Annotated in this window: 18 protein-coding genes; 9 read left to right on the top strand and 9 right to left on the bottom strand. The window is 46.5% G+C overall.

All coding sequences use genetic code 11. From position 1 onward, the window contains the following. The first annotated feature begins 10 nt into the window (after nt 1-10). The 5 genes from AC121Z_RS05980 (at nt 11) to miaE (ending at nt 6029) form a co-directional block, all read left to right on the top strand. Nucleotides 11-1576 carry a sugar porter family MFS transporter gene (locus tag AC121Z_RS05980; protein WP_498127373.1) on the top strand — a complete coding sequence of 522 codons (1566 nt, stop codon included), beginning with the start codon at nt 11-13 and terminating at the stop codon, nt 1574-1576. A gap of 127 nt (nt 1577-1703) precedes the next feature. Then, nucleotides 1704-2381, top strand: coding sequence for a hypothetical protein (locus tag AC121Z_RS05985; protein WP_498127375.1), 678 nt, complete (start codon nt 1704-1706; stop codon nt 2379-2381). A gap of 50 nt (nt 2382-2431) precedes the next feature. Continuing rightward, nucleotides 2432-3259 carry a phytanoyl-CoA dioxygenase family protein gene (locus AC121Z_RS05990; RefSeq protein WP_498127377.1) on the top strand — a complete coding sequence of 276 codons (828 nt, stop codon included), beginning with the start codon at nt 2432-2434 and terminating at the stop codon, nt 3257-3259. Between the two features lie 107 nt (nt 3260-3366). Then, nucleotides 3367-5160, top strand: coding sequence for a diguanylate cyclase domain-containing protein (locus tag AC121Z_RS05995; protein WP_498127379.1), 1794 nt, complete (start codon nt 3367-3369; stop codon nt 5158-5160). A gap of 86 nt (nt 5161-5246) precedes the next feature. Further along, nucleotides 5247-6029 carry a tRNA isopentenyl-2-thiomethyl-A-37 hydroxylase MiaE gene (gene miaE / locus AC121Z_RS06000; RefSeq protein WP_498127381.1) on the top strand — a complete coding sequence of 261 codons (783 nt, stop codon included), beginning with the start codon at nt 5247-5249 and terminating at the stop codon, nt 6027-6029. 13 nt (nt 6030-6042) lie between these two features. On the opposite strand, the gene AC121Z_RS06005 is transcribed toward miaE, so the two are convergent. From AC121Z_RS06005 to AC121Z_RS06025, 5 genes are all read right to left on the bottom strand, one after another. Continuing rightward, on the bottom strand, nt 6043-6807 hold the full coding sequence (locus tag AC121Z_RS06005; protein ID WP_498127382.1) for a hypothetical protein: 765 nt from the start codon (nt 6805-6807) through the stop codon (nt 6043-6045). A 70-nt stretch (nt 6808-6877) separates the two neighbouring features. Continuing rightward, a complete protein-coding gene (locus AC121Z_RS06010) occupies nt 6878-8860 on the bottom strand; it encodes an alkaline phosphatase (protein ID WP_498127384.1) in 1983 nt (660 codons plus the stop codon). A gap of 11 nt (nt 8861-8871) precedes the next feature. Next, on the bottom strand, nt 8872-10455 hold the full coding sequence (locus AC121Z_RS06015; protein ID WP_498127386.1) for an alkaline phosphatase: 1584 nt from the start codon (nt 10453-10455) through the stop codon (nt 8872-8874). A gap of 193 nt (nt 10456-10648) precedes the next feature. Beyond that, on the bottom strand, nt 10649-11371 hold the full coding sequence (locus AC121Z_RS06020; RefSeq protein WP_498127387.1) for a UDP-2,3-diacylglucosamine diphosphatase: 723 nt from the start codon (nt 11369-11371) through the stop codon (nt 10649-10651). A 63-nt stretch (nt 11372-11434) separates the two neighbouring features. Continuing rightward, on the bottom strand, nt 11435-11932 hold the full coding sequence (locus AC121Z_RS06025; protein WP_498127389.1) for a peptidylprolyl isomerase: 498 nt from the start codon (nt 11930-11932) through the stop codon (nt 11435-11437). 138 nt (nt 11933-12070) lie between these two features. On the opposite strand from AC121Z_RS06025, the gene cysS reads away from it, so the two are divergent. Further along, nucleotides 12071-13447, top strand: coding sequence for a cysteine--tRNA ligase (cysS, locus tag AC121Z_RS06030; protein ID WP_498127391.1), 1377 nt, complete (start codon nt 12071-12073; stop codon nt 13445-13447). Here the strand turns inward: cysS and AC121Z_RS06035 are convergent. The 3 genes from AC121Z_RS06035 to gloB form a co-directional block, all read right to left on the bottom strand. Continuing rightward, the gene (locus AC121Z_RS06035; RefSeq protein WP_498127393.1) at nt 13442-14473 is read right to left on the bottom strand and encodes an ion transporter; all 1032 of its coding nucleotides are present in this window, start codon (nt 14471-14473) and stop codon (nt 13442-13444) included. The two genes, cysS and AC121Z_RS06035, sit on opposite strands and share 6 nt — an antisense overlap. 10 nt (nt 14474-14483) lie before the next feature. Next, entirely contained in the window at nt 14484-16088 is a 1605-nt protein-coding gene (locus tag AC121Z_RS06040) for a lytic transglycosylase (protein WP_498127395.1), read from the bottom strand. Between the two features lie 90 nt (nt 16089-16178). Beyond that, entirely contained in the window at nt 16179-16967 is a 789-nt protein-coding gene (gloB, locus tag AC121Z_RS06045) for a hydroxyacylglutathione hydrolase (protein ID WP_498127397.1), read from the bottom strand. 49 nt (nt 16968-17016) lie between these two features. Between gloB and AC121Z_RS06050 the strand changes: the two genes are divergently transcribed. Further along, complete coding sequence (locus AC121Z_RS06050) at nt 17017-17799, top strand: methyltransferase domain-containing protein (protein ID WP_498127398.1); 783 nt, start codon at nt 17017-17019, stop codon at nt 17797-17799. 100 nt (nt 17800-17899) lie between these two features. Beyond that, nucleotides 17900-18925, top strand: coding sequence for a methyl-accepting chemotaxis protein (locus AC121Z_RS06055; protein WP_498127399.1), 1026 nt, complete (start codon nt 17900-17902; stop codon nt 18923-18925). An 86-nt stretch (nt 18926-19011) separates the two neighbouring features. Here AC121Z_RS06055 and metG read toward each other — a convergent pair whose 3' ends face one another. Next, on the bottom strand, nt 19012-21057 hold the full coding sequence (gene metG / locus AC121Z_RS06060; RefSeq protein ID WP_498127401.1) for a methionine--tRNA ligase: 2046 nt from the start codon (nt 21055-21057) through the stop codon (nt 19012-19014). Nucleotides 21058-21195: 138 nt separating this feature from the next. On the opposite strand from metG, the gene apbC reads away from it, so the two are divergent. Next, nucleotides 21196-22302 (top strand): iron-sulfur cluster carrier protein ApbC, encoded by a 1107-nt coding sequence (gene apbC, locus AC121Z_RS06065; protein ID WP_498128163.1) that lies wholly within the window; start codon nt 21196-21198, stop codon nt 22300-22302. Nucleotides 22303-22348 lie beyond the last annotated feature (46 nt).

Here is a 22348-nt window from a genome sequence, read left to right on the forward strand (position 1 = left end):
AAGGAACACTATGCTAAATAACCGCTTGGCTTTGTATTACACCATCATCGTATCACTGGGTGGTTTTATTTTCGGTTTTGATGCGTCAGTGATATCTGGTGCTGTTGGCTTCGTTGCAACGGAGTTTTCATTGACTGCGTGGCAACAAGGCTTCGTCGTTAGTTCGCCTACTTTGGGCGGAATTGTGGCGACTTTCTTAGCGGGAGCGGTATGTGATGCTATTGGACGCAGAAAAACCTTGCAAATAATCGCTTTTCTGTATTTGTTATCGGCTGTGGCATCAGCCTTTGCAGTGGACTACTGGATGCTAATCGCAGCGCGATTTATTGGTGGTATGGCGTTTTGTTCGCTGATGATAGCCCCCATCTATATTGCCGAAATTAGCGCACCAGAGCATCGTGGTAAGATGGTTTCGGTCAATCAATTCAACATTGTGATCGGCTTTTCGGTTTCTTACTTTACAAATTATTACTTGCTACAGATGAGCCAAAGTCCTGCTGATTGGGTGCAAGCATTGGGTATTGGAGACAATGTGTGGCGCTGGATGCTGGGAATAGAAATCATTCCTGCTTTGGTTTGGTTTGTCTTGTTGTTTACCATTCCACGCAGCCCCCGGTGGTTAGCGCTGAATGGGCATAAAGACGAAGCCCTAACCGTGTTAACTAAATTATTTGCAGAACAACAGGCAAAACAGCATTTTGCTGAAATTACCCACGTTGGTACAACTGAAAAGCCTGCGTTAAAGGTACGCCTTGCCGAACTTTTTGGTAAAACTATGCGGTGGCCAATACTGATTGGTTTAATTGTGGGGATCTCGCAGCAGGTGACGGGAATTAATGTGGTGTTTTTCTATGCACCGACCATTTTTGAACAGAGTGGGGTAGGCACCAATGCGGCGTTTATGCAGGCGATTTTTATTGGGGTGGTGAATGTAATATTTACCATTCTGGCCATGGTATTAATTGATCGTATTGGCCGCAAGCCACTACTTATTGTCGGTCTGTCAGGCGTCATAATCAGTATGTCGATTTGTGCTTATGGCTTTAAATCGGCAACTTATTCACTTGATGAAGCTACCGTGAGTGAATTGGTGGTGAGTACCAATGAAGCGGAACTGAGCCAATTGGCGGTTCTTTCAGGGCAAGTCTTTGGATCCGATGTGACCTTTAAGAATGCGCTGCGTAGCACGGTCGGCGAAGCTGTATTCAATAAACATCAAGGCGCCATTTTACAAAGTGCAAGTAACATGAATGCAATGCTCATTCTCGCTGGCATTATTGGCTTTGTGGCTTCTTTTGCCATGTCATTAGGACCAGTGATGTGGGTGATGTTTTCAGAAATATTCCCCAATCACCTGCGCGGAATTGCGATTTCGTTAGTTGGTGTCGTGAATAGTTTTGTCAGCTTTTTGGTACAACTGGTGTTTCCTTGGGAGCTGGCCACGCTTGGTGCTGCTATGACCTTTATGCTCTACGGCGTGTTTGCGTTTATTGGTTTGATTTGTGTGTTGCGCTTTGTCCCAGAGACCAAGGGGAAATCTCTTGAACAAGTGGCGCAAACCCTGAAAGCGGCATAATTGACTACCGCTTAGTGATCCTGATAACGCTACCTGTTATGCTGAGATAGTTGGTTTTGGCTTGAGTAAAGTGTGGATGCAAAGCTGGGTAATAGCGTGTTTACTGTGTTTCATTAGTTGGTCAAGCATGGCCACTGATTACGTCATTGCTGTCAATGATTCCTATCAAGACGTAGTCGATAAGGGGGAACTGCAAGCCATATTTAACCAAATGTATCAGCCTTTAGGGATCCGACCTGTGTTAGCCTATTATCCTTCAAAGCGCGGTTTACGCTTGGCGAATTGGGGCGAGATAGATGCAGAGTCGGCGCGTTTACCTGAAGTCGCGAAGCAATACCAAAATTTATTGCAAGTGCCAGAACCGATATACCAACACGAGCTAAAGTTCTTCTGCTTAACGGCTGAGAAATGTCAGCGCAACTCGCAGAACATTTTGGGGATTGTTAGCGGCTTTCAGGCAGCGCCCTCTTTTTGTGAACAATTCAATCTACAGTGTTTATTTAATCAAGATGCCACTTTCTTACGCACAGCACTATTAAACGGTGGGGTTGATGCTTTGGTTGGTAGTGAAGTAACCTTGTTACACGTATTGTGTGACACCCCCGTCGCAGAGATTTATTTTCGCGACGAAACTGCCTATCCGTTTATTAGTTATCATCTGATCAATCGAAAGCACAAAGACAAAGTTGAAGCCTTAAGTCATTCCATTAAAACCATGCGTGAGAACGGCGTATTCGAAAGATTCTTTAAGCGTTTATCCAAACCGCCAAGTGATTGCCGAATTAAATTAATTGAGTCAAGTTGACCGCTAAGGCTAGAATGTGAAAACAAGCTAGGGGTTTCAGGGATAATGTGATGTTAACAAGCCAACAGCGAGAAGCCTTTCATCAGCGTGGATTTGTAGTGTTGCCAAACTGCTTCACTCAGGACGAAGTTCGCACACTACAGGCTGAAGCAGAACGGATTGTCGCTGATTTTGATGAATCCGAATCGCGCTCGATCTTTTCCACCTTCTCCAGTGATACTGATCAAGATACGTATTTTCTATACTCCGATGACAAAGTTCGTTGTTTTTTTGAAGCCGAAGCGTTTGATGAGCACGGGTCGCTGCGTCAGGATAAAGCACTCAGTATCAATAAAATTGGGCATGCGCTGCACGCTTTATCGCCAACCTTCAAGGCATTTAGCACACAGGCAAAAATCCGCGACATGATGCTAGATGTAGGATTGACGCGCCCAGAAATTCGGCAATCCATGTACATTTTTAAGCAGCCACGGATTGGTGGGCAAATCCGCTGGCATCAAGATGCAACGTATTTTAAAACCGAACCAATATCAGTAGTTACATTTTGGCTGGCTATCCAACCTGCAACTATCGAGAATGGGTGTTTGCAAGTGGATAAGCGTGGCGATGGATTGGCCTTAAAAGAGCAGTTTGTGCGTTATCCGGATGACCACACAGAGTTAAAGTTGTTGCACAATGAGCCTTGGCCCAATCTCGACTACGCATTGCCGCTCGAAGTTGACGCAGGTAGCGTGGTGTTAATGAGCGGCACGCTACCGCATTTTAGCGCGGCTAATCGTTCTAATCACTCGCGCCATGCGTTTACATTACATGTGACAAGTGCCGACACTGTCTACGATCCACTCAACTGGTTACGAGCGCCCGCAGTCGAACTGTAAATTGAAGATTGCAGAAAAACTAACCATGCATACACTGATTTGTATTGCACGGGTAGTAGATTACCCGTTTACCGTTTATGCTAACCAAAAAACAGCATTGAGTAGAAATGATAGTTAAAGCTCTCGTATTTTTATCAACGATTGGTTTATTGGCAACCAAACAAGCTGCGGCGCAATCCGCAGCGGAAGTGAACGCTTTTATCGATAACGTTAAAACTGTTACCTATGATTGTCCAAATCCAAACGATTACGAGCAGTTAGAACGTTACCTACAAAGTGCTGTTCTAACACTGCAACAGCGAGTAGCGCTGTCAGCAGAAAAGTCCCATTTCCTGATTTGCGAAGGTAAAACGTCTGAAGCGCAAGCATTACTATTTGATTTAGTCGAGTGGGACGATATCGATCAATCGAGCTATTTTTATGCCTCAGCGATATATCAAATCGGGTTTACCTATGATGTTAAAGAACAACCTGAGCGCTGTGATTATTATGAACAAGCGCAAATGCTCGCACGGGATACCTTTAGCGATATTTTTCTGAGTGCCACATTAGGTATCATTACAAATTGTCGCAATGAACTGCCGGTCGGTGAGCGATTGGGCATGATGTTTAATGTTCTTGAGCTGTATTCTGCGAGTGAAAATTATCAGGCGTTAGCGCATATCCATAACTCTATTGGTTTGATTTACGGCGGATTACAGCAACATGTTTTAGCCGCTGAGCAATACCTAAAAGCCCATGAAATGGGATTGAAAGTTTACACAGGTAGTAATCAGCTGACGATTTTGATTAGTGCTATTTCATCCTTGTTAGCCAGCGGTCAATATGACCGTGCATATGCAGCGATAGTTGAATTCAACGAAATTAACCAGACGGTTGATACGCCGCTAACGAATTACTTTTATTACCATGCACTGGTTGGTTATTACTATCGGGTTAATGATATTGCCAGCATGAAGAGAGAATTGCCGCAGTTGAAAGAGCGCGTTAGTGCATTATCAAACCCGGTGTTTAAAGCAATGGCGGACTGGTATGCCGTTGTACCTTGTGTTGCGGAACAGGATCTTGATTGTGTTGCGGAATACCTGCAGGCGTTTGAACAAAAGCCTGCGTCGGTACAGCGCTTTTTGCGACAAAATTTAGATTATCTTCAACTGCAAGTTGAAATTGCCCTGCTACAAAAAGATTGGGCGAGCACCGAAGACGCTTTTCGTGAATACGCTCAGCGTGCTGGAGATACCACCAAAAGCAGTCAATCGTCCGCCAGTATTCATGGTGTAGCAAACCTATACTCTAAAATTTACTCCCTTGAGTCTGAAGTCGAAGATGCCAAGAATTTGAAGCAGCGCATCATCGTTATTGGTGGATTGGTCGCTTTGCTGGCGATACTGATCGTGATCGTGTACCTGCGTAAGCGGCATTTGGAAACATTAAGGTTTGATCCTACCACCGATTTACTCAATGGTGATGCAGCGCGGGTGCGTATCGAACAATTGACAGCGCCGGAGAAAGGTAAAGCCAACGCGCTTGCACTGTTAGATTTAAGTAATTTCCGTGAGCTTACCATGGCTACCGGTTTGTCAAAAGGTAATAGCGTTTTACGTCGCCTCGCACAAACGTTGAAAAATATTACTCGGGACACTGATATTATTGGCCGCTATGGACCTGAGCAGTTTATTCTGTGCTTACCAAATATCGAAGAAAATAGCGCAAAGTCGTTTTTCGAGCGTCTGCAATCTGAATTAGATAACATTCAAATTGGTGAGCCGAGCGCAGAACTGATTAATGTCCGTTCTAGCATGAGTATTTTTATCGCAGAAGAAAAGCTTTCGGACGTCGCTGCTGTGATTGACGAAATGATCATGTCGATCCAAGTAAAAGCTAACAAGGCTGCACGTTAGCCCTCGATTAATTACCTAACGTGTTACTGTGTTGGTCATTCTGGTGTGATAACATGCTCGCGTTATATTGAGTGAAGCAGTGTATTGTGTATAGTGAAAATTTATTAGCACCTATCCAGCAATTTTTATTGTGCGAAACCCCGGATACTTGGCTAGCAACTGCGTGTCAAAGCGAAAATCTCCCAATTTTATTAATTGATCATGCTAATTGTGAGTTAAAAGCTGCACAAACAGCCATGCTGTTGTTACGTCGATACGCAGTCGATCAGGCAAGCAGTGCAGCGCTATTGGCCTGGCTAAAGCCGTTTGAAGATTATGTTTATCGGAAACAAGGCAATGGCGATTTTAGTGCCCACATCAATTTGTCGAAAAAACTCATCAGTAAATCACATTTTACTCATGGCGATGAATTAATCGATAAGATGGTGTTGTTGATTAAAGAAGAGTTGCACCATTTCCAACAGGTTCTGGAAATCATGCAAGCGCACAATATCGACTATCAAACTCTAACAGCGGCTAGGTACGCGCGCGGACTAATGACGCACGTGCGCACTCACGAGCCAGCTAAATTGATCGATACCCTCATTTGTGGTGCGTTTATCGAAGCGCGCTCCTGTGAGCGCTTCGCCAAGCTAGCACCTCACTTGGATGATGAGCTACATAAGTTCTATGTTTCATTGTTACGCTCTGAAGCACGCCATTTCAACGATTATTTAACCCTGGCAGAGCGAGTACATGGCAGTGACATTAGCGCAAGAGTACAGTTCTTTGCAGAGGTTGAAGCGAACTTGGTGCGCCAGCCCGACACTGAGTTTCGCTTTCATAGTGGTCCTATAGAGGAGCTGAATACGCTAAGCACGGTGGCCTAGCGCAGCTCTCGAATTAATGCTGATGACCATGACTGGCTGCACTGGTTGCGGAAATGCCTTGTTTTGACGCTTGGTAGAAACCATTAGCACCGTGCTCGATAAAACCTAAATTCGTCATTTGGGTAAGAAATGGGTCTGTGTGGTCATCGCCAATATCGGCAAAATCAGTGGCATAATAAGTATGGCGTTGGGCAAAGAAATCAGCGATTTCTTTTGGTTCACTTGCTAGCGCTATCAACTGCCACGTTTCTTGACCCTGCGAAGATTTCCAGGTCAACGATTGAATGAGTTTGAGTTCGGGTAACCAAGCGAGACGCATGGTGACATCACCAAACTGTGCAACGCGTATTTGTGATGTGTGGCATGTGTCCTCCAATTCTTCTTCTACTGGCATTTGTTCGATGACATGATCAGCGATGAGTTGATAGCGATGCGACCAGTCTTTTTCGGTTTTGCCATGCACTGATTCACCCGGTTGGTATTCAATAGTGCGTTGATGTTCATCAAACATCCGATACGGTTTAATTTTATGTTTCCTTACCTGTTGCCACATTTCCGTAACTTGGGTTTGTGGATACTGATGGGCAACTTGGTGATCCTGACGCCACAGAACAAGCTTGGTAAGTTGTTCATGACCATTTTGATGAGTTGCAGTAATGGTGTATTCAGCACGTAGATTTTGTGTATCAATAGCGCAGGATGATTGTCCTAGAGCGTTAACCGATAGGAGAGTCATAAAAGTTAAAATAAGCGTACGGGCTATTATATTCTTGATCATAAGGGGTTTCTCATAGGCAATAGGGCCGCTCATGCGAGAGGCCCTATGGTCAAATCATTTAATTGTGCAATTACTCAATGACAGCATCAGCTTTAGTGACCATGTCGCTAGCAAATGCCATTACATGGAAGACTAAACTTTGTTCATTGGTCCCATTAACCAGAACAGCGCCTGGTCCTTTGGCATAGATCCCAATATCCTCGCCTGAATGGGTTTCAGAGCTCAGCGGGATCAGCGCTTCTTGGTGAAATCCGCTTGCTTGAGTATCTACATTGGTTAGGTCTTTGCGGCCAGTATCGGGCGCGAGTGCATATGTTGCATCAGCATCGGTTTCGTCACCAAAATCGCGGAAGCCTAGACCGTTGGTGTAGCCAAGCGTGGTATATGGCATACCATCGGCGGCAAGGGCCGGCTCATCCGAACCAACAGCGACGACTTTGCCGAGTATTGGATTGCCGCGCTTAGGATAACCAGCGATAGTAAATACGTGGCCATGATCAGCGGTTACAATGATTAAAGTATCTTCGTCACTCGTTAACTGATCAGCAACGGCAATCGCATCAGCAAATGCGATAGTATCGGTTAGCGCCCCGTATGCGCTGCCCGCATGATGTGAATGGTCAATCCGACCCGACTCTACCATCAAGAAAAAGCCTTGCGGATTGTTGTCTAACACACCTATTGCTTTTGCCGTCATGTCGGCAATCGAAGGCTCACCGGCAATATCATTGTCTCGGTCGGCGTCGTATTGCATATGCGATTCGTTAAACAAGCCAAAGATGCGTTCGGTGGTTTCTGTGTCAATCGCATCAAAACCAGCTTGATCATAAACGTAAACACCATTGCCATACGAAGCTTGCCACTCTGCCGTCAAGTCTCGGCCGTCGGTACGATCACCTTCAGTAGCACTTACTGCATCCGGACTATTAAATGCTGGGTCGCGGGGTAAAAAATGACGTCGTCCGCCACCCATCGCAACTTCAATTCCATCAATATCCAAACCGGCATAACGTCCTTCAAGATTCGCTTCAAAATTAACTAATTGGTCAGCGATGTCAGTACAGCCCGCGTTGACCGCTTCAGTTGGCATATCTGAAATATCTTCCCAATTGCGATCCGCTGATTTTGCATAGGTCGCAGCAGGTGTTGCATGAGTAATGCGAGCGGTGGATATTATTCCAGTTGACATACCAGCAATCTCGGCAATTTCTAGTGCACTCACTAATTCATTGCCTGCTACTGTTGAGCAGTCGCCACGACTGATGTCAGCGTCGACGCCAATCGTTCCGACATCGGTTTTAACACCACTCATCATTGCTGTCATAGTGCCAGCTGAATCAGGTGTTTGTGCATCCACATTATAGGTTTTGATTAAACCCGCAAACGGGAAGGTATCAAAACTCAGTTGGTTTTCTTCGCCGTCTAGCCCCTTTAATTGGCCTTCAAGAATACGCGCTGCAGTCACTGTCGAAACACCCATTCCATCACCAACAAACAGGATCACGTTTTTGGCATTCCCGCGGATCTCAGCTAGCGCGTTTTCCATTTGTTCAGCGGATTCAAACTGATATTCCGAAACCAAGTTACCGTTTTCAGTTTGCGACATATTAACATTGGACTGACCTGTAGCGGTTTGCCATACCTGTTTAGCTTCAGCAATTTCCGCCTCTCCGGCCATGAACCATGCATTGTTCAAGCTTGATAAAAGTTCGCCTGAATTCACTTCTGTTACCCCAGGCACGCAGACATAACTGGTATCTGTGATTTCATCTGTACTTAACAAACCATCGCTGTTGAGGTCCAGTCCAGAATCAAACTGAACACCGCTATTGGGGCAATTGGTGTCGCCCACGGCTAATTGTGTTTGCACGGTTAGACTATTCAGGCCGTTGTTGCCATTGGCACCATCTTGTCCGGGGGCTCCATCCTGTCCGGGGGCTCCATTCTGCCCAGGAGCGCCAGCTGGGCCTTGTGCTCCATCGTCGCCCTCAAGGAAGCAGCCATTCAGGCTTGCAACAGCAAGCGCAATAATACTTAATTTTAGTAATTTCATTCTTAACTCGCTTATTCTTCAATGAGACCTAAAGATTGATTAATGAGGTGGAATACCATGTTTTGCTCAACCACACCCTGCACTAATTGAGCGCCTGGACCTGACGCATGCAATGAAATATCTTCACCAGAATGCGTTTCAGATGAAGCGGGGATTAGGGCTTCTTGGTGGAACCCACTCGCTTCGGTATCAATCGTCGTTAAGTCTTTGCGACCCGTGTCGGGTGCGAAGGCGTAGGTAGCATCAGCATCCGTTTCATTACCGAGATCACGAAAACCTAATCCATTGGTATAGCCAAGTGTGGTGTAGGGCATACCATCTGCTGCGGTTGCTGGTTCCTCTGAACCGACACCAACAACCTTGCCTAAGATAGGATTCCCGCGTTTAGGGTAGCCGGCAATGGTGAATACGTGGCCATGATCTGCTGTAACTAAGATGAGCGTCTCATTCGGGTCGGTGTTCTCGTATGCTGTTTGCACGGCTTTGGCAAATTCAATCGTATCAGTTAATGCGCCATAAGCACTGCCTGCATGGTGAGCATGGTCAATACGGCCAGACTCAACCATTAAAAAGAATCCTTTCGCATTGTTGTCAAGGATCTCAATGGCTTTGCCTGTCATTTCACTGATCGATGGCTCACCGGCAATATCGTTACTGCGGTCCGCTTCGTATTGCATATGCGATTCATTGAACAGGCCAAACATCCGTTCAGTCGTACTGGTATCAATAGCATCGAAGCCAGCTTGGTCGTACACATATACGCCGTTATTGTACTGCGCTTGCCACTCTGCGGTAAGATCTCTACCGTCAGTACGATCGCCTTCTACCGAACTCACGGCATCAGGACTGTTGAATGCTTCATCGCGGGGTAAGAAATGGCGACGGCCACCGCCCATGGCGACTTCAATACCATCAACATCTACGCCAGTGTAGCGCGCTTCTAAATAACTCTCGAAGTTAACCAATTGATCGGCAATATCTTTACAACCTGCTGATACTGCAGCTTCAGGCATATCAGAAACATCTTCCCAGTTACGGTCCGCTGATTTTGCGTAGGTTGCCGCCGGTGTAGCGTGTGTGATGCGCGCTGTCGAAATGATACCGGTAGAAAGGCCTTTGATTTCGGCCAGTTCCAGTGCCGTTACCACTTCATTGCCAAACACGGTTGAGCAATTACCGCGCTCGATGTCTTCGTCTACACCAATAACCCCAACATCGGTTTTTAATCCTGACATCATGGCAGTCATGGTGCCCGCGGAATCTGGTGTTTGTGCATCGACGTTATAGGTTTTAACCAGAGCCGTGTGCGGGAAAGCCTCAAAGCTTAAATAACCTTCTTCACCAGGATTGCCGTTTTGTTGACCTTCCAAGATACGGGCTGACGTGAGGGTTGAAATACCCATGCCATCACCGACAAATAAAATAACATTTTTGGCTCGCAAGCGATTGTTCACGTCAAGTTTTGTGGCAATCACTGATTGTGCACCTGTGAACCATTCATTTTCACTTTGGTGCTCAGGGATAACGCCCGCGTGAATGCTCGTAGAAATTGCTAATGCCAATGCACTAACAACACTTTTCCGCATCAGTTTCATTCGATGTTTCCTTTAGTTTTTGTGTGGAGATCCAGCTGCTGTACGGCAAGACCAAGCAGCGACCGCTACGAGACTAGGCTGGTTTTATGACAGAAAATTGACTGAAATTTGAAGGATTTATTGACTATTTGTGACTTAAAAATTAAGGGTTTATGACAACTTAGCTATGGCGCTGGCTGGCGCTTGATTACACTCAAAAAGCCAAGTTGTGCAGGTTCATTCCAGAGGGTGAAGCGACCAAAACACTGCCTTGTTCGTACCAATCGCCCAGCACAATGCGTTGTGCGGGTTCGCCGTTAATCTCTAGCTGATGAACCGCAGGGCGATGGGTATGACCATGGATCATGGTGCGCACATTGTGTTTATTGAACGTCTCGACCACAGCGTCTGGCGCGACGTCCATAATATCAGCCGCCAATCGTTGTTTATTCGCTTTGCTTTTTTTTCGGCCTCGTGACGCTAAATGACGACGTATTGCCAGTGGCAACGCGCCCATGAGCGTCTGCCACCACCGTGTGCGCGCGCGGCTTCGGAATTTTTGATACTCAACATCGTCAGTACATAATTCGTCGCCGTGCAACAGCAGGGTAGGCTCGCCGTATAAGTCGATAACAGTTTGCTCATCCAGAATAGTAAATCCTGCTTGTTGAGCGAAGCGTTGCCCAATCGCAAAATCACGATTACCGTGAATAAAGTAAATCGGCGTAGAAGTGGATAAAGTTTTGAAGATGGCTGCAATGTGTTGATTAAATGGCGTTTGATTATCGTCGCCGATCCAAACTTCAAACAGGTCGCCTAGCACATACAATGCTTCAGCGTGCGGCGCTTTCTCACGCATAAAGACTTCAAAGCAAGCCGTGATTTCCGGGAAATCTTCGCCAAGATGTAAATCAGAGATAAAGTAAGTCTGCGGCATAAACTCGGTAAAACACAGTTGAACAATAGCCAGAACAACGTCGCGCAGTTCCGGCTATTTCATTTAGTCTTTGCGAACCGAAATGGATTCAATGACATAAGGGCTAATGGGAACATCAGCATGGTAGCCATCAACACGAGTTTTGGCCTCTGCAATCGTATCTACAATGTCCATTCCTGCGACAACTTCACCAAAGACACAATACCCCCAGCCGTTGACGGTCTCATTCCGAAAATCAAGAAAGTCATTATCAACAAGGTTGATAAAGAATTGTGCGGTCGCACTATGTGGATCATTGGTACGAGCCATTGCAATTGTCCCGCGCAGATTCCTTTTGCCATTATTGGCTTCGTTCTCTATCGGCGCACCTGTCTCTTTTTCTTGCATTTCGCTATCAAATCCACCGCCCTGGATCATGAAATTTTTGATAACGCGATGGAATAATGTCCCGGTGTAGAATCCACCTTCCACGTAGCGCATAAAATTAGCGACTGTCTTAGGTGCTTCTTCGGCAAACAGTTTGAGTGCAATATCGCCGTAATTTGTATGTAAAATAACCATGGTTTTACTCTTATTAAACAATTGGGTGAAGTGTACAGCAATCTATCTCTGCACAAAAGATTAACCGCGCTAGTGTACAGACACGTTGAATTTGCTACACTTCGCGCCGTTTTTATTTAACCAAAAGGTCAGCGCATTATGTTGCAGTTATTCAATACACGCACGCGTCAAAAGCAACCGTTTGTTCCGCGAGAAGAGAATAAAGTGGGATTGTATGTGTGTGGAATAACCGTTTACGACCTCTGTCATATGGGCCACGCCAGAACCTATTTGAGTTTTGACATCCTGGTGCGCTACCTGCGCTCGCGCGGATATGATGTCACCTACGTCCGTAACATCACTGACGTTGATGACAAGATCATCCAACGCGCTAACGCCAACGGCGAAAGTCCGGATGAGCTGACCGCGCGCACCATTGCAATGATGCACGAAGATTTTGCTGCGATTAACTTATTGGAGCCTGATATTGAGCCGCGTGTCACCACGCATATGAGTGAGATAATTGCGGTAATTGAACGCTTAATTGAGAAAGGTCATGCTTATGTGACCGCAAGTGGTGACGTATTATTCGAAGTTTCTACATACGGTGCTTATGGCGAGCTAAGTAAGCAAGATTTAACCCAGCTAAACGCCGGTGCGCGGGTTGATGTTGATGAACAAAAGCGTGACCCGATGGATTTTGCGCTATGGAAAGCTACCAAGCCAGGTGAGCCGAGTTGGGATTCACCGTGGGGTAAGGGGCGCCCAGGATGGCACATCGAATGTTCTGCAATGAATCATAAGCATCTGGGCGAGCATTTTGATATTCACGGTGGTGGCTCAGATCTGATTTTCCCCCATCATGAAAATGAAATTGCCCAGTCATGCTGCGCTTTTGATACGCCATACGTGAACGTATGGATGCACGCTGGCATGGTGCAAGTCAATGATGAGAAAATGTCTAAGTCATTAGGCAACTTTTTTACCTTACGCGATGTACTTCAGCAGCACGATCCGGAGACTTTGCGGTTCTTTTTGATGTCGGCGCATTACCGCAGTCAATTAAGCTATAGCGAAGACAATATTCTACAAGCTCGAGCCGGCTTGGAGCGTTTGTACACGGCATTGCGCGGCGTCGATATTCCGAGTACAGGTGAGTTAGATTACGCCGGCTACCTGGATAAATTTAACGCTGCTATGGATGATGATCTCAATATGCCAGAGGCCATTGCGGTGTTATTTGAGATTGCTCGCGATCTTAATAAGGCTAAATCAGATCCAACGGAAGCTGCAAAATTGGCTTACGTTCTCGTTGGTTTAGGCGCCATCTTAGGGATTTTACAGCTGGACCCAAATGTCTACCTGCAAGGTGAGCAGGGGGATGATGTAGCAGAAATCGAAGCGTTGATTAAGCAGCGTAACGATGCGCGTGCTGCCAAAGACTGGGCCAGAGCGGATGCCGCCAGAGATGCATTAAAGGCACTCAATATTGAGTTAGAGGACGGTCCGCAGGGCACCACATGGCGTCGATTATAAGTTCGTGTCTTCTACCACTGGCTGTGCTTTACGCGCAGCCAGCTCACTATGCCACCGCTTGTTGCCAACGTGTGCTTTGACTAAATCCAGTACTTCGTTCACGACCAACAACACTTCACTATCCAACGCTTTCTCTTCAATCGTTTCTTGTTCAAAACCATTGGTGACAAACTCTTCAATTTGTTCTGGGGTCAGGTCGGAGAGTAGATTGATAATTGACTGAGTCACAATATCGGTAACCGCAGCCTCCAACGTTTTTTCAATGGTTGAGCCAACAACGGGCACGATTTTCATGGCTGAAATATGATCGTTGTTACGGATCGCCTTGCCAACACTACCCAGCACGTGCTCGCGGATCACTTTACCGTGCACAGGATGTAAAATACTGTGCCCCACATGATTGAGCGTTGAAGCCCCCCAATGCGTAATGATTTGTTTGCGTGGCAACAGGACGGTTTGCACTATGTCATCGATAAGGGGAGAGCCGGCACTGATATCTTTTTGTGCATCACTGATCACTTTTACCACGATCCGATCACTCAGCTCTTCGACTATTACGTCGTAATAGAAAGCGATAAAGCGAAATAGCGCCGTTTGGTTTAAGTCGATGATATTAAATTTGTGCAGGCGATGGAGGATGGAAATGATCCGCAAGAAGCGGAAAATCCGGGTTGCTGCTAGCGGGATGCAGCCCACTAAATCATACCAATGAATAAATGGGAAAAAATACCAGCGCATGTAAGTTTTACGCACAACTGAAGCAATCCAGCGCACCACAAACTCGGTTAAAAAGATGCCGATAAACACCAGATCAACAAACAGGAAGTTTTCATGCAGCGGGTTGTAAGCTACCACAAATGCGGGTGTGTACTCGCCTAAAAAACGATATACCACATCGGTGGCATACAGTGCGTCAAAGATCAGCCACAGCATATTCAGCAACAAAACGCCCAGCATCGCAAGATCCAGCAATAACCATGGACCCTCATGACTAGCGCGCAAATTCTCCCGATTGATCTTTAGCATTTAAGCGTCTCTAGCTAGCAATATTGGCTACGTCGACAATGACAGTTAACTTTTGCCCTGGTTGCAGGTATTTTTGTTGGTGCAGACTATTCCACTGTTTTAACTGCGAGACACGGACTTTAAATTTGTTGGCGATACGTGATAAAGAATCCCCATTGCGCACGGTGTAGGTTACGGTTCGAGTCATCGCTTCGGGGGTTGCTTCACCCTCTATCCAAACTACAAGCTTTTGCCCAGGGCGCAGCATATCGCCCGGCGCCATACCATTCCATTGAGCCAATGCTTTAGTCGTTACCCCATATTTGCGTGATAAGTCCCAAAAGGTATCGCCAGAGACAATCGTATGGGTAATCTGATGGCCTCTGCGATCTCTATTTTGTAAGGCCAATAACCGCTGCTCTGATGAAAGCGAATAGTCTTGTAAATCGCGCAATGCAACGGGCACGAGGAGGTGGTCTCCAGCGCGGATAACATTACCTTTCAGTTGATTTACTTGCTTTATTACGTCTGCGGTCGTGTGATATTGCTTCGCAATCTTTAATAAACTGTCGCCGCGCTTTATTTCGTGGCGAGCCCAATTCAGGCGCTCACTTTCGTCAGCTTCTGCCAGTGCGGTAAGAAAGGGTTCAACGGATTTTTTGGGCAACACTAACTGGTGCGGACCCTCTGGATCTGTTGCCCAGCGATTAAAGCCGGGATTCAGTGCTGATAATGCTTCAACCGACAACCCCGCAAACTTAGCTGCAATCGCTAGGTCAATCTGTTGATGCACATCCACGATTTCAATGACCGGCTCATCTTTTATTACAGGCCATGCAAATTCGTACCGTTCACGGTTTTTTAGAATATCCGCTAATGCCAACAATTTCGGGACATAGGCCCGCGTTTCGCGCGGTAGTTCGAGGGACCAAAAGTCTGTGGGTTTACCTTGTCTGGCATTCTTGCGAATAGCGCGCTTTACTCGCCCCTCGCCACTATTGTAGGCAGCCAACGCATGCAACCAATCGCCGTCAAAAAACTGATGCAGGTATTGCAGGTAATCTATCGCTGCTTCGGTTGATGCAATGACATCACGGCGACCGTCGTACCACCACGTTTGTTTCAGACCAAAGCGCTTTCCCGTGCCTTCGATAAACTGCCACATGCCAGCTGCACTGCCATGTGAATAAGCGAAGGGATCAAATGCACTCTCGACAATGGGGAGCAGTACCATTTCCATTGGCATATCGCGGGCTTTAAGGCGCTCTATAATGTGCAGCAGGAAAGGCTCTGCACGCTTGGATACACGTGCCATATAATTGGGGTGTTTAAGGTACCAGCGTTTTTGGGCGTTTACTCGCGAGTCATTAGGAATAGGGAAACTAAAATCTAACGCTGCGATATCCCAAAGGTTGGTGAGTTCCGGAGCACTTTCTTCCGGCGTGGTTAAATCGAGCTCGATGGGCTCGACCGGATGCATAGTTGCAATGACACCTTCATTATCAACCGGCTCTTCGGCCTGTTCACTAACCTTAGCGGGTTGCGTCGAAAGGGTAGGCTGTGTGGTGCTAACACAACCTGATAAGATTACCCAAAAGGCAATACCGCACGCGGTAACAGCAGCTCTATTCGTCATTTAAAACCTTGGCTAGCAACAATAATCCATGCGTCAGTTTACCTGTTTGTCCGGTGTAATACCAACCTGACTATGGGACTTGGCAGAGGATCAAAAATTATCTTTCCACGCTCTGACCGCAGTGAAAACGTCAAGTTCAGTCTCAATGGCCTGATTTCCCTGACGCTCTACGGACTGGCGAATGGCATCACTGTGGCTGCGTAGAAATGGATTGATTGCTTTTTCGATACCCATTTGACTCGGTAAGGTAGGTTGCTCAGCAGCACGCTTGGCTTGAGCCCACGCGAAGCGTTCATTCAAGGCCCGATTGTCGGGCTCGACCGCGCGCGCAAAAGCCATATTCGCAAGCGTGTATTCATGGGTACACCACACTAATGTTGCGTTGGGTAGGGCAGATAGTTTTGCCAAAGACTGTTGCATCTGGGCGGGTGAGCCTTCAAACAGACGCCCGCACCCGGCGCTAAATAACGTATCACCGCAGAGCACACCACCATGGCCAATAAAGCCAATATGGTCGAGCGTATGGCCGGGGATTTCAATGATTTCAAAGCTCAGTGCAAGCTCAGGTATCACTACGTTGTCCGATTCTTTTACTGGCTCGTTGATTAACCTGATCCTCGGGTTGTCAGGCCCAATCACGCGCAAGTGAGACCAACGTTGACAGAGTTGAGTTAGCCCGCCAGTGTGGTCGGCATGATGGTGTGTGATCAAAACCGCAACAAGGTCCAATTGATGTTGCTGACAGAACGAAATAACCGGTTCAGCGTCACCGGGGTCTACCACCACGCATCGTTTGTCATCATAGAAACACCAAATGTAGTTGTCGACAAAGGCTGGAATTGGTGTTATCGATACATTACTGGGCAGGGCATCGCTCATTGATTTTCACTCATCACTAGTCACTTATAGTCATGTACTATAGGGAGATGTGATAGGCATATCAACGTGGGATTGGAAAGAAAAATACCGCATGAAGGCAGCGTTAAAGCACAATCACAGTCATTATCCAAAAAGCTGGCAAGCGCTGCCAAATGGTGAGCTATTGCAGCAATCCATCGCGCTGAAATTGGCTGCACATTCGCGCCTTTGTTTTGGCTACCACTTGCTTAAGATAGGCCGCCTTACAGCTGATGTTGAGTTATCGGAATGCACCATAAAGCACACAGTGACACTGACCCACACCCGCGAAGCAAAGTCTTCCATAGTTGCTAACGCTACCGAGATGCCGTTAGCTGAAAACAGTATTGATGCTGTAGTGGCTGCACTTGAATTAGACTACTCAGCTGATCCCCACCAAGTACTTCGCGAAATTGATCGGGTAATAACGCCAAATGGTCATCTCATGTTAATTGGCTTAAATCCTTTTAGCCTTGATTGGCTACTTAGTTTTTTGCCTTTCAAGCGCTACCACTCGTTGCGTCAAGCGCGCTATTTCCGTCAAGGGCGAGTGATGGATTGGTTACAATTATTGGGCTTCGAGGTGATTGAGAGTACCAAAATTGCTCACTTCTGCTTATTATTCAAAGATACCAATCATCAAGCAACCAGGCTAAACCGCTGGTGCGCTAAATATCTACCCTGGAGTGGAGCTGCTTATGTGATCATCGCGCGCAAACGCGAAATCCCGCTTTCTTTGGTTAAACCCTCATGGCGGCTGAAACCTAAATTTTCAGCTATTGGTGCATCAGCGAGCATACAAACCAGAAATTAATTCAATGAATAAACTGGCGAAAGTGGAGATTTCGGCAATAATGTCGATAACAACTTTGTGACAATTAATCGTTTATCAACCTTGAGTGAGACCACAGGCGATGTTTTCAAGAAAGTCCAAGCCGGAAGATTTGCAACAAATAAAAAAACTCAGTGACCAAAATTCAGCACTTGAAAGCCAAGTAGCTGAACTACGAGCCCAGTTAGATGCTGAATCGCATGATGCAGCTCGGATGAAAAGCGAAGTGGAGGCCAGTCACCAATTCTTGCGTGCGGTTGCGCAGTCAGGCGGCAGCATAGCTAACGTGCGCGAAAAAGCGTTGGAAGCTGCACATGCGTTGTTGGCCCAACGTGATGAATTAGCCGGCTCTGATGCGACTTTTGAGGGATCATCCGAAGTGTTGGATGACACCGTTTCGGGTTTAAGCCAGATTGATGAGATATCATCACGCGGAGTTAAACATGCGGGCGAGCTTTCTGGTTTAGCGAGTAGCATTAGTAATTTCGTTGTGGTGATTAATTCAATCGCCGAGCAAACCAACCTACTGGCACTGAACGCTGCTATTGAGGCGGCGCGCGCCGGCGAAACTGGGCGAGGCTTTGCGGTGGTTGCAGAGGAAGTGCGTAATCTAGCAATGCGTTCTTCTGAATCTACTCAGGAAATTAATAACTTGGTAGCCAAGATCGAAGAAGGCACGCGGAATATTGAAACCAATATTAATGAAGTTTCAGAAAAGTCCCGCGAACTGGTAGGTAAAACGGGAGATGTGCGTTCACGTGTATCGGATATTTTGTCACTGGCAAAGCGTATGCGCAATACCATCAGGGAAACTGCAGGAGAAAGTTTGTTTACTGCAGCGCAACTTGAAGTATTAGCGTTAAAAAGCAGTGTTTATGAAGCCTTAGCTAGTGGACAGACGGCTCAGTTACCTGGCTACAGTGAAAGTCAGTTAGCCAACCTGGACGGAGTTTCAGAAGCCGACTTACGTGGTTTAGATACCAGCTATCGCCGGTTTGCTGACGCTGCTTCTGCGCTACTATCAAAAAGCCAGGCGTCAGGGAAGGTCGATGCGGGTGCGTTACAGGCATTTGAAGAAGCGAGCAACAAGTTGATCCATTCACTGTAACTGTGTGTCGCCGTGTTGCGGATAAGATTTGAATGATAGAAAAACGCCCGTCAAATTGAACGGGCGTTTGGTTTTTTTGGGGAAGCTTACTTAACCCGCATGCCCGGTTTTGCCCCACTATGTGGCTCTAGGATGTATAAGTCCTTGCCGCCTGGGCCTGCCGCTAAAACCATACCTTCAGATAGGCCAAAGCGCATTTTACGCGGGGCCAAGTTAGCCACCATTACCGTATACTTGCCAGTCAAATCTTCCGGTTGGTAGGCAGATTTTATTCCAGCAAAAACTTGCCGAGTTTCATCACCAATATCCAGCTCCAACCGCAATAGCTTGTCAGCTCCTTCAACGTGCTCTGCTGTTAAAATTTTAGCGATGCGCAAATCAATTTTGGCAAAATCATCAAAATTGATCGTTTCAGCGATCGGATCTGATACGCGTGCTGCAGGCGTTGCCGCTTCTGGTGTAATGGTCTCTTTTGAGTCTTCGATCATAGCGTTAACTTTATCCATTTCAATGCGTTGCATCATCGGCTTGAATTTATTGATAGCATGCTCATAGAGAGGCTGAGAAGCACTTTCCCAAGTTAGCGTATCATTTAAAAAGGCTTCTGCCTGTTCAGCTAATTTCGGTAATACCGGTTTGAGGTAAGTCACTAAAATACGGAAACAGTTGATACCTAATGAACAAACATCGTGTGTGAGGCTTTGCTTATCCTCATCCTTAATTGTGACCCACGGTGCCTGCGCATCGATATATTGGTTGGCACGGTCCGCAAGAGCCATTATTTCTCGGATTGCTTTATGATATTGGCGTGTCTCAAAGCCTTTCGCAATTGACTCAGCGGCATTGGTAAATGCAGCTAATAAATCCGCATCGGCACAGTTAGCTGAAAGCTTGCCGTTAAAGCGCTTGGTAATAAAGCTCGCGCACCGGCTAGCAATATTAACCACTTTACCGACTAAATCTGCGTTAACTTTTTGCGCAAAGTCTTCAAAGTTTAAATCAATATCGGTAACGGCATCACTTAGCTTTGATGCAAAGTAGTAGCGTAAGTACTCTGGATTAAGATGGTCAAGGTAGGTGCGGCCTTTAATAAATGTCCCGCGCGATTTTGACATTTTAGCGCCATTGACGGTAACGAAACCGTGAACATTAACACCCGTTGGCTTCCGGAACCCCGCGCCCTCAAGCATCGCAGGCCAAAAAAGGCAGTGGAAATACGTGATGTCTTTACCAATAAAGTGATAAAGCTCGGTATCTTTGCCATTTAGCCAATAGGCATCAAAATCAATGCCTTCGCGATCGCACAGGTTTTTGAAGCTGGCCATGTAACCGACAGGAGCATCTACCCAAACATAAAAGTATTTATTGGGTGCATTTGGGATCTCGAAACCGAAATAAGGCGCATCGCGACTGATATCCCACTGTTGTAGTCCTTGTTCAAACCATTCATTTAGCTTATTCGCCATTTCGGTTTGCACAGCGCCACTGCGTAACCATTCCTTTAACATGGTTTCAAATTGTGGCAGGTCAAAGAAATAATGCTCTGAGTCTTTCAAGATCGGAGTGGCACCGGAAACTGCCGAACGCGGATTTTTAATTTCAGTTGGACTGTAGGTCGCCGAGCATACGTCGCAGCTATCGCCATATTGATCTTCAGCGCCGCAATTAGGGCAAGTACCTTTGACAAACCGATCGGGCAAGAACATGTTTTTTTCTGGGTCGAAAAGCTGACTGATGGTTCGGGTACTGATATAACCATTACTGTTCAGACGGTTGTAGACTTCTTCACACAGAGTTTTGTTCTCATCTGAGTGAGTGACGTAGTAATTGTCATATTCGACGTAAAAATCGAGTAAATCTTGATGATGTTCGGCACGGGTCTGGGCGACCATTTGCTCGGGGGTAATACCCAGCTCTTGCGCTTTAAGCATAACCGGTGTGCCATGCGCGTCATCTGCGCACACACTGTAACATTGATGGCCACGCATGCGCTGAAAGCGAGCCCAGATATCCGTTTGGATGTGTTCTAGCAGGTGACCTAGATGGATAGAACCGTTAGCATAGGGTAACGCACTGGTTACCAGAATTCGGCGTTGCTTGCCTGACGATAAAGACGGATCGATGGTTGACATGTATTTCCGAGCAATTGGGTTAAAAAAAATAGCTGCAAATACTACCGTAAACACGGTTTGTTTGCATCCGTAAATTAAGCGCTATGAATGCGATAGATTCGCGCATTTTATCGGCGATCTAAGGAGACAACAGTGGGGATTTTTTCTCGATCAACATCCAGCGAAGATGCACTAAAGAAACATTTAGTTTCGTTATTGGCAGAATTTTTTGTAGTTGATCATAGTAAGCCGAGTGCTTGGGTCAGTGTGGAAGACGACGTTATAACCGTTGGCTTGCCCTTTGCCGCGACTTCACAAACAGATATTCTGCTGGATTGGTTACAAGCCGAATGGGCACAGCGTTTCACTGAGCTAACCATGCCCGCTATCCAAGTAACCACACAAATTCCCGTCATGCAAAGCGCTAAGCCCCCCGTGCTCAATGTTAAAAACATCATTGCCATTGCATCGGGCAAAGGCGGCGTCGGAAAGTCGGCGACCACTGTTAATCTTGCATATGCGCTACAGCAAGAAGGCGCGAAAGTTGGGGTTCTTGATGCGGATATTTATGGTCCATCTGTTCCAATTATGTTGGGCAATCCGCAAGAACACCCCCGTAGCGAAGACAACAAGCATATGCAACCGGTTACCGCTCACGGAATTGTTGCGAATTCAATTGGGTATCTGGTGCCGGCGGAAAACGCGACAGTATGGCGGGGGCCCATGGCCAGCCGCGCATTACATCAATTACTGTATGAAACACAATGGCCAGTGTTGGATTACTTATTGGTTGATATGCCGCCAGGTACGGGAGATATTCAACTTACTATGTCGCAGCAAGTGCCGTTAACAGCTGCCGTTGTGGTTACCACACCACAAGATATAGCCTTAGCGGATGCGACAAAAGGTATTGCGATGTTTGAGAAAGTGAATATTCCGGTATTAGGGTTGATTGAGAATATGAGCTATTACCAATGCCGCAAGTGTGGAGAGCGTGAATACATATTTGCTACAGAAGGCGGACAACGTTTGGCTGATCGGCACAATATTCCATTGATTGGCGCGTTACCTTTGGATATTCGGATCCGTGAACACGCCGATAGTGGCGAGAACTTATTACAAACGGATCCTTCAGGTCCATTGGCTCAGGCGTATTTGCAAGCCGCAAGAACGTTGTCACAACAACTGGCATTTGATCTTGAGGTGCATCCTGAGTCGGCAAAGGTGGTGCGTGGTGAGCCAATATCGGTAGTGCAAAAATCTTAATCGAACACAAGGTATTGCTTGCGTGAATACTGCCAAGCATAATACG

Source organism: Alteromonas sp. DYW1 (assembly GCF_059752595.1).

Excerpts from the sequence above, each read along its gene's own strand:
- AC121Z_RS06020 (WP_498127387.1), bottom strand. The coding sequence starts at position 11,371 with ATGCCGCAGACTTACTTTATCTCTGATTTACATCTTGGCGAAGATTTC.
- AC121Z_RS05990 (WP_498127377.1), top strand. The coding sequence starts at position 2,432 with ATGTTAACAAGCCAACAGCGAGAAGCCTTTCATCAGCGTGGATTTGTA.
- AC121Z_RS06055 (WP_498127399.1), top strand. The coding sequence starts at position 17,900 with ATGTTTTCAAGAAAGTCCAAGCCGGAAGATTTGCAACAAATAAAAAAA.
- AC121Z_RS06035 (WP_498127393.1), bottom strand. The coding sequence starts at position 14,473 with ATGCTAAAGATCAATCGGGAGAATTTGCGCGCTAGTCATGAGGGTCCA.
- AC121Z_RS06010 (WP_498127384.1), bottom strand. The coding sequence starts at position 8,860 with ATGAAATTACTAAAATTAAGTATTATTGCGCTTGCTGTTGCAAGCCTG.
- gloB (WP_498127397.1), bottom strand. The coding sequence starts at position 16,967 with ATGAGCGATGCCCTGCCCAGTAATGTATCGATAACACCAATTCCAGCC.
- AC121Z_RS06040 (WP_498127395.1), bottom strand. The coding sequence starts at position 16,088 with ATGACGAATAGAGCTGCTGTTACCGCGTGCGGTATTGCCTTTTGGGTA.
- AC121Z_RS06005 (WP_498127382.1), bottom strand. The coding sequence starts at position 6,807 with ATGATCAAGAATATAATAGCCCGTACGCTTATTTTAACTTTTATGACT.
- AC121Z_RS05995 (WP_498127379.1), top strand. The coding sequence starts at position 3,367 with ATGATAGTTAAAGCTCTCGTATTTTTATCAACGATTGGTTTATTGGCA.
- AC121Z_RS05985 (WP_498127375.1), top strand. The coding sequence starts at position 1,704 with ATGGCCACTGATTACGTCATTGCTGTCAATGATTCCTATCAAGACGTA.
- cysS (WP_498127391.1), top strand. The coding sequence starts at position 12,071 with ATGTTGCAGTTATTCAATACACGCACGCGTCAAAAGCAACCGTTTGTT.
- AC121Z_RS06025 (WP_498127389.1), bottom strand. The coding sequence starts at position 11,932 with ATGGTTATTTTACATACAAATTACGGCGATATTGCACTCAAACTGTTT.
- metG (WP_498127401.1), bottom strand. The coding sequence starts at position 21,057 with ATGTCAACCATCGATCCGTCTTTATCGTCAGGCAAGCAACGCCGAATT.
- AC121Z_RS06015 (WP_498127386.1), bottom strand. The coding sequence starts at position 10,455 with ATGAAACTGATGCGGAAAAGTGTTGTTAGTGCATTGGCATTAGCAATT.
- AC121Z_RS05980 (WP_498127373.1), top strand. The coding sequence starts at position 11 with ATGCTAAATAACCGCTTGGCTTTGTATTACACCATCATCGTATCACTG.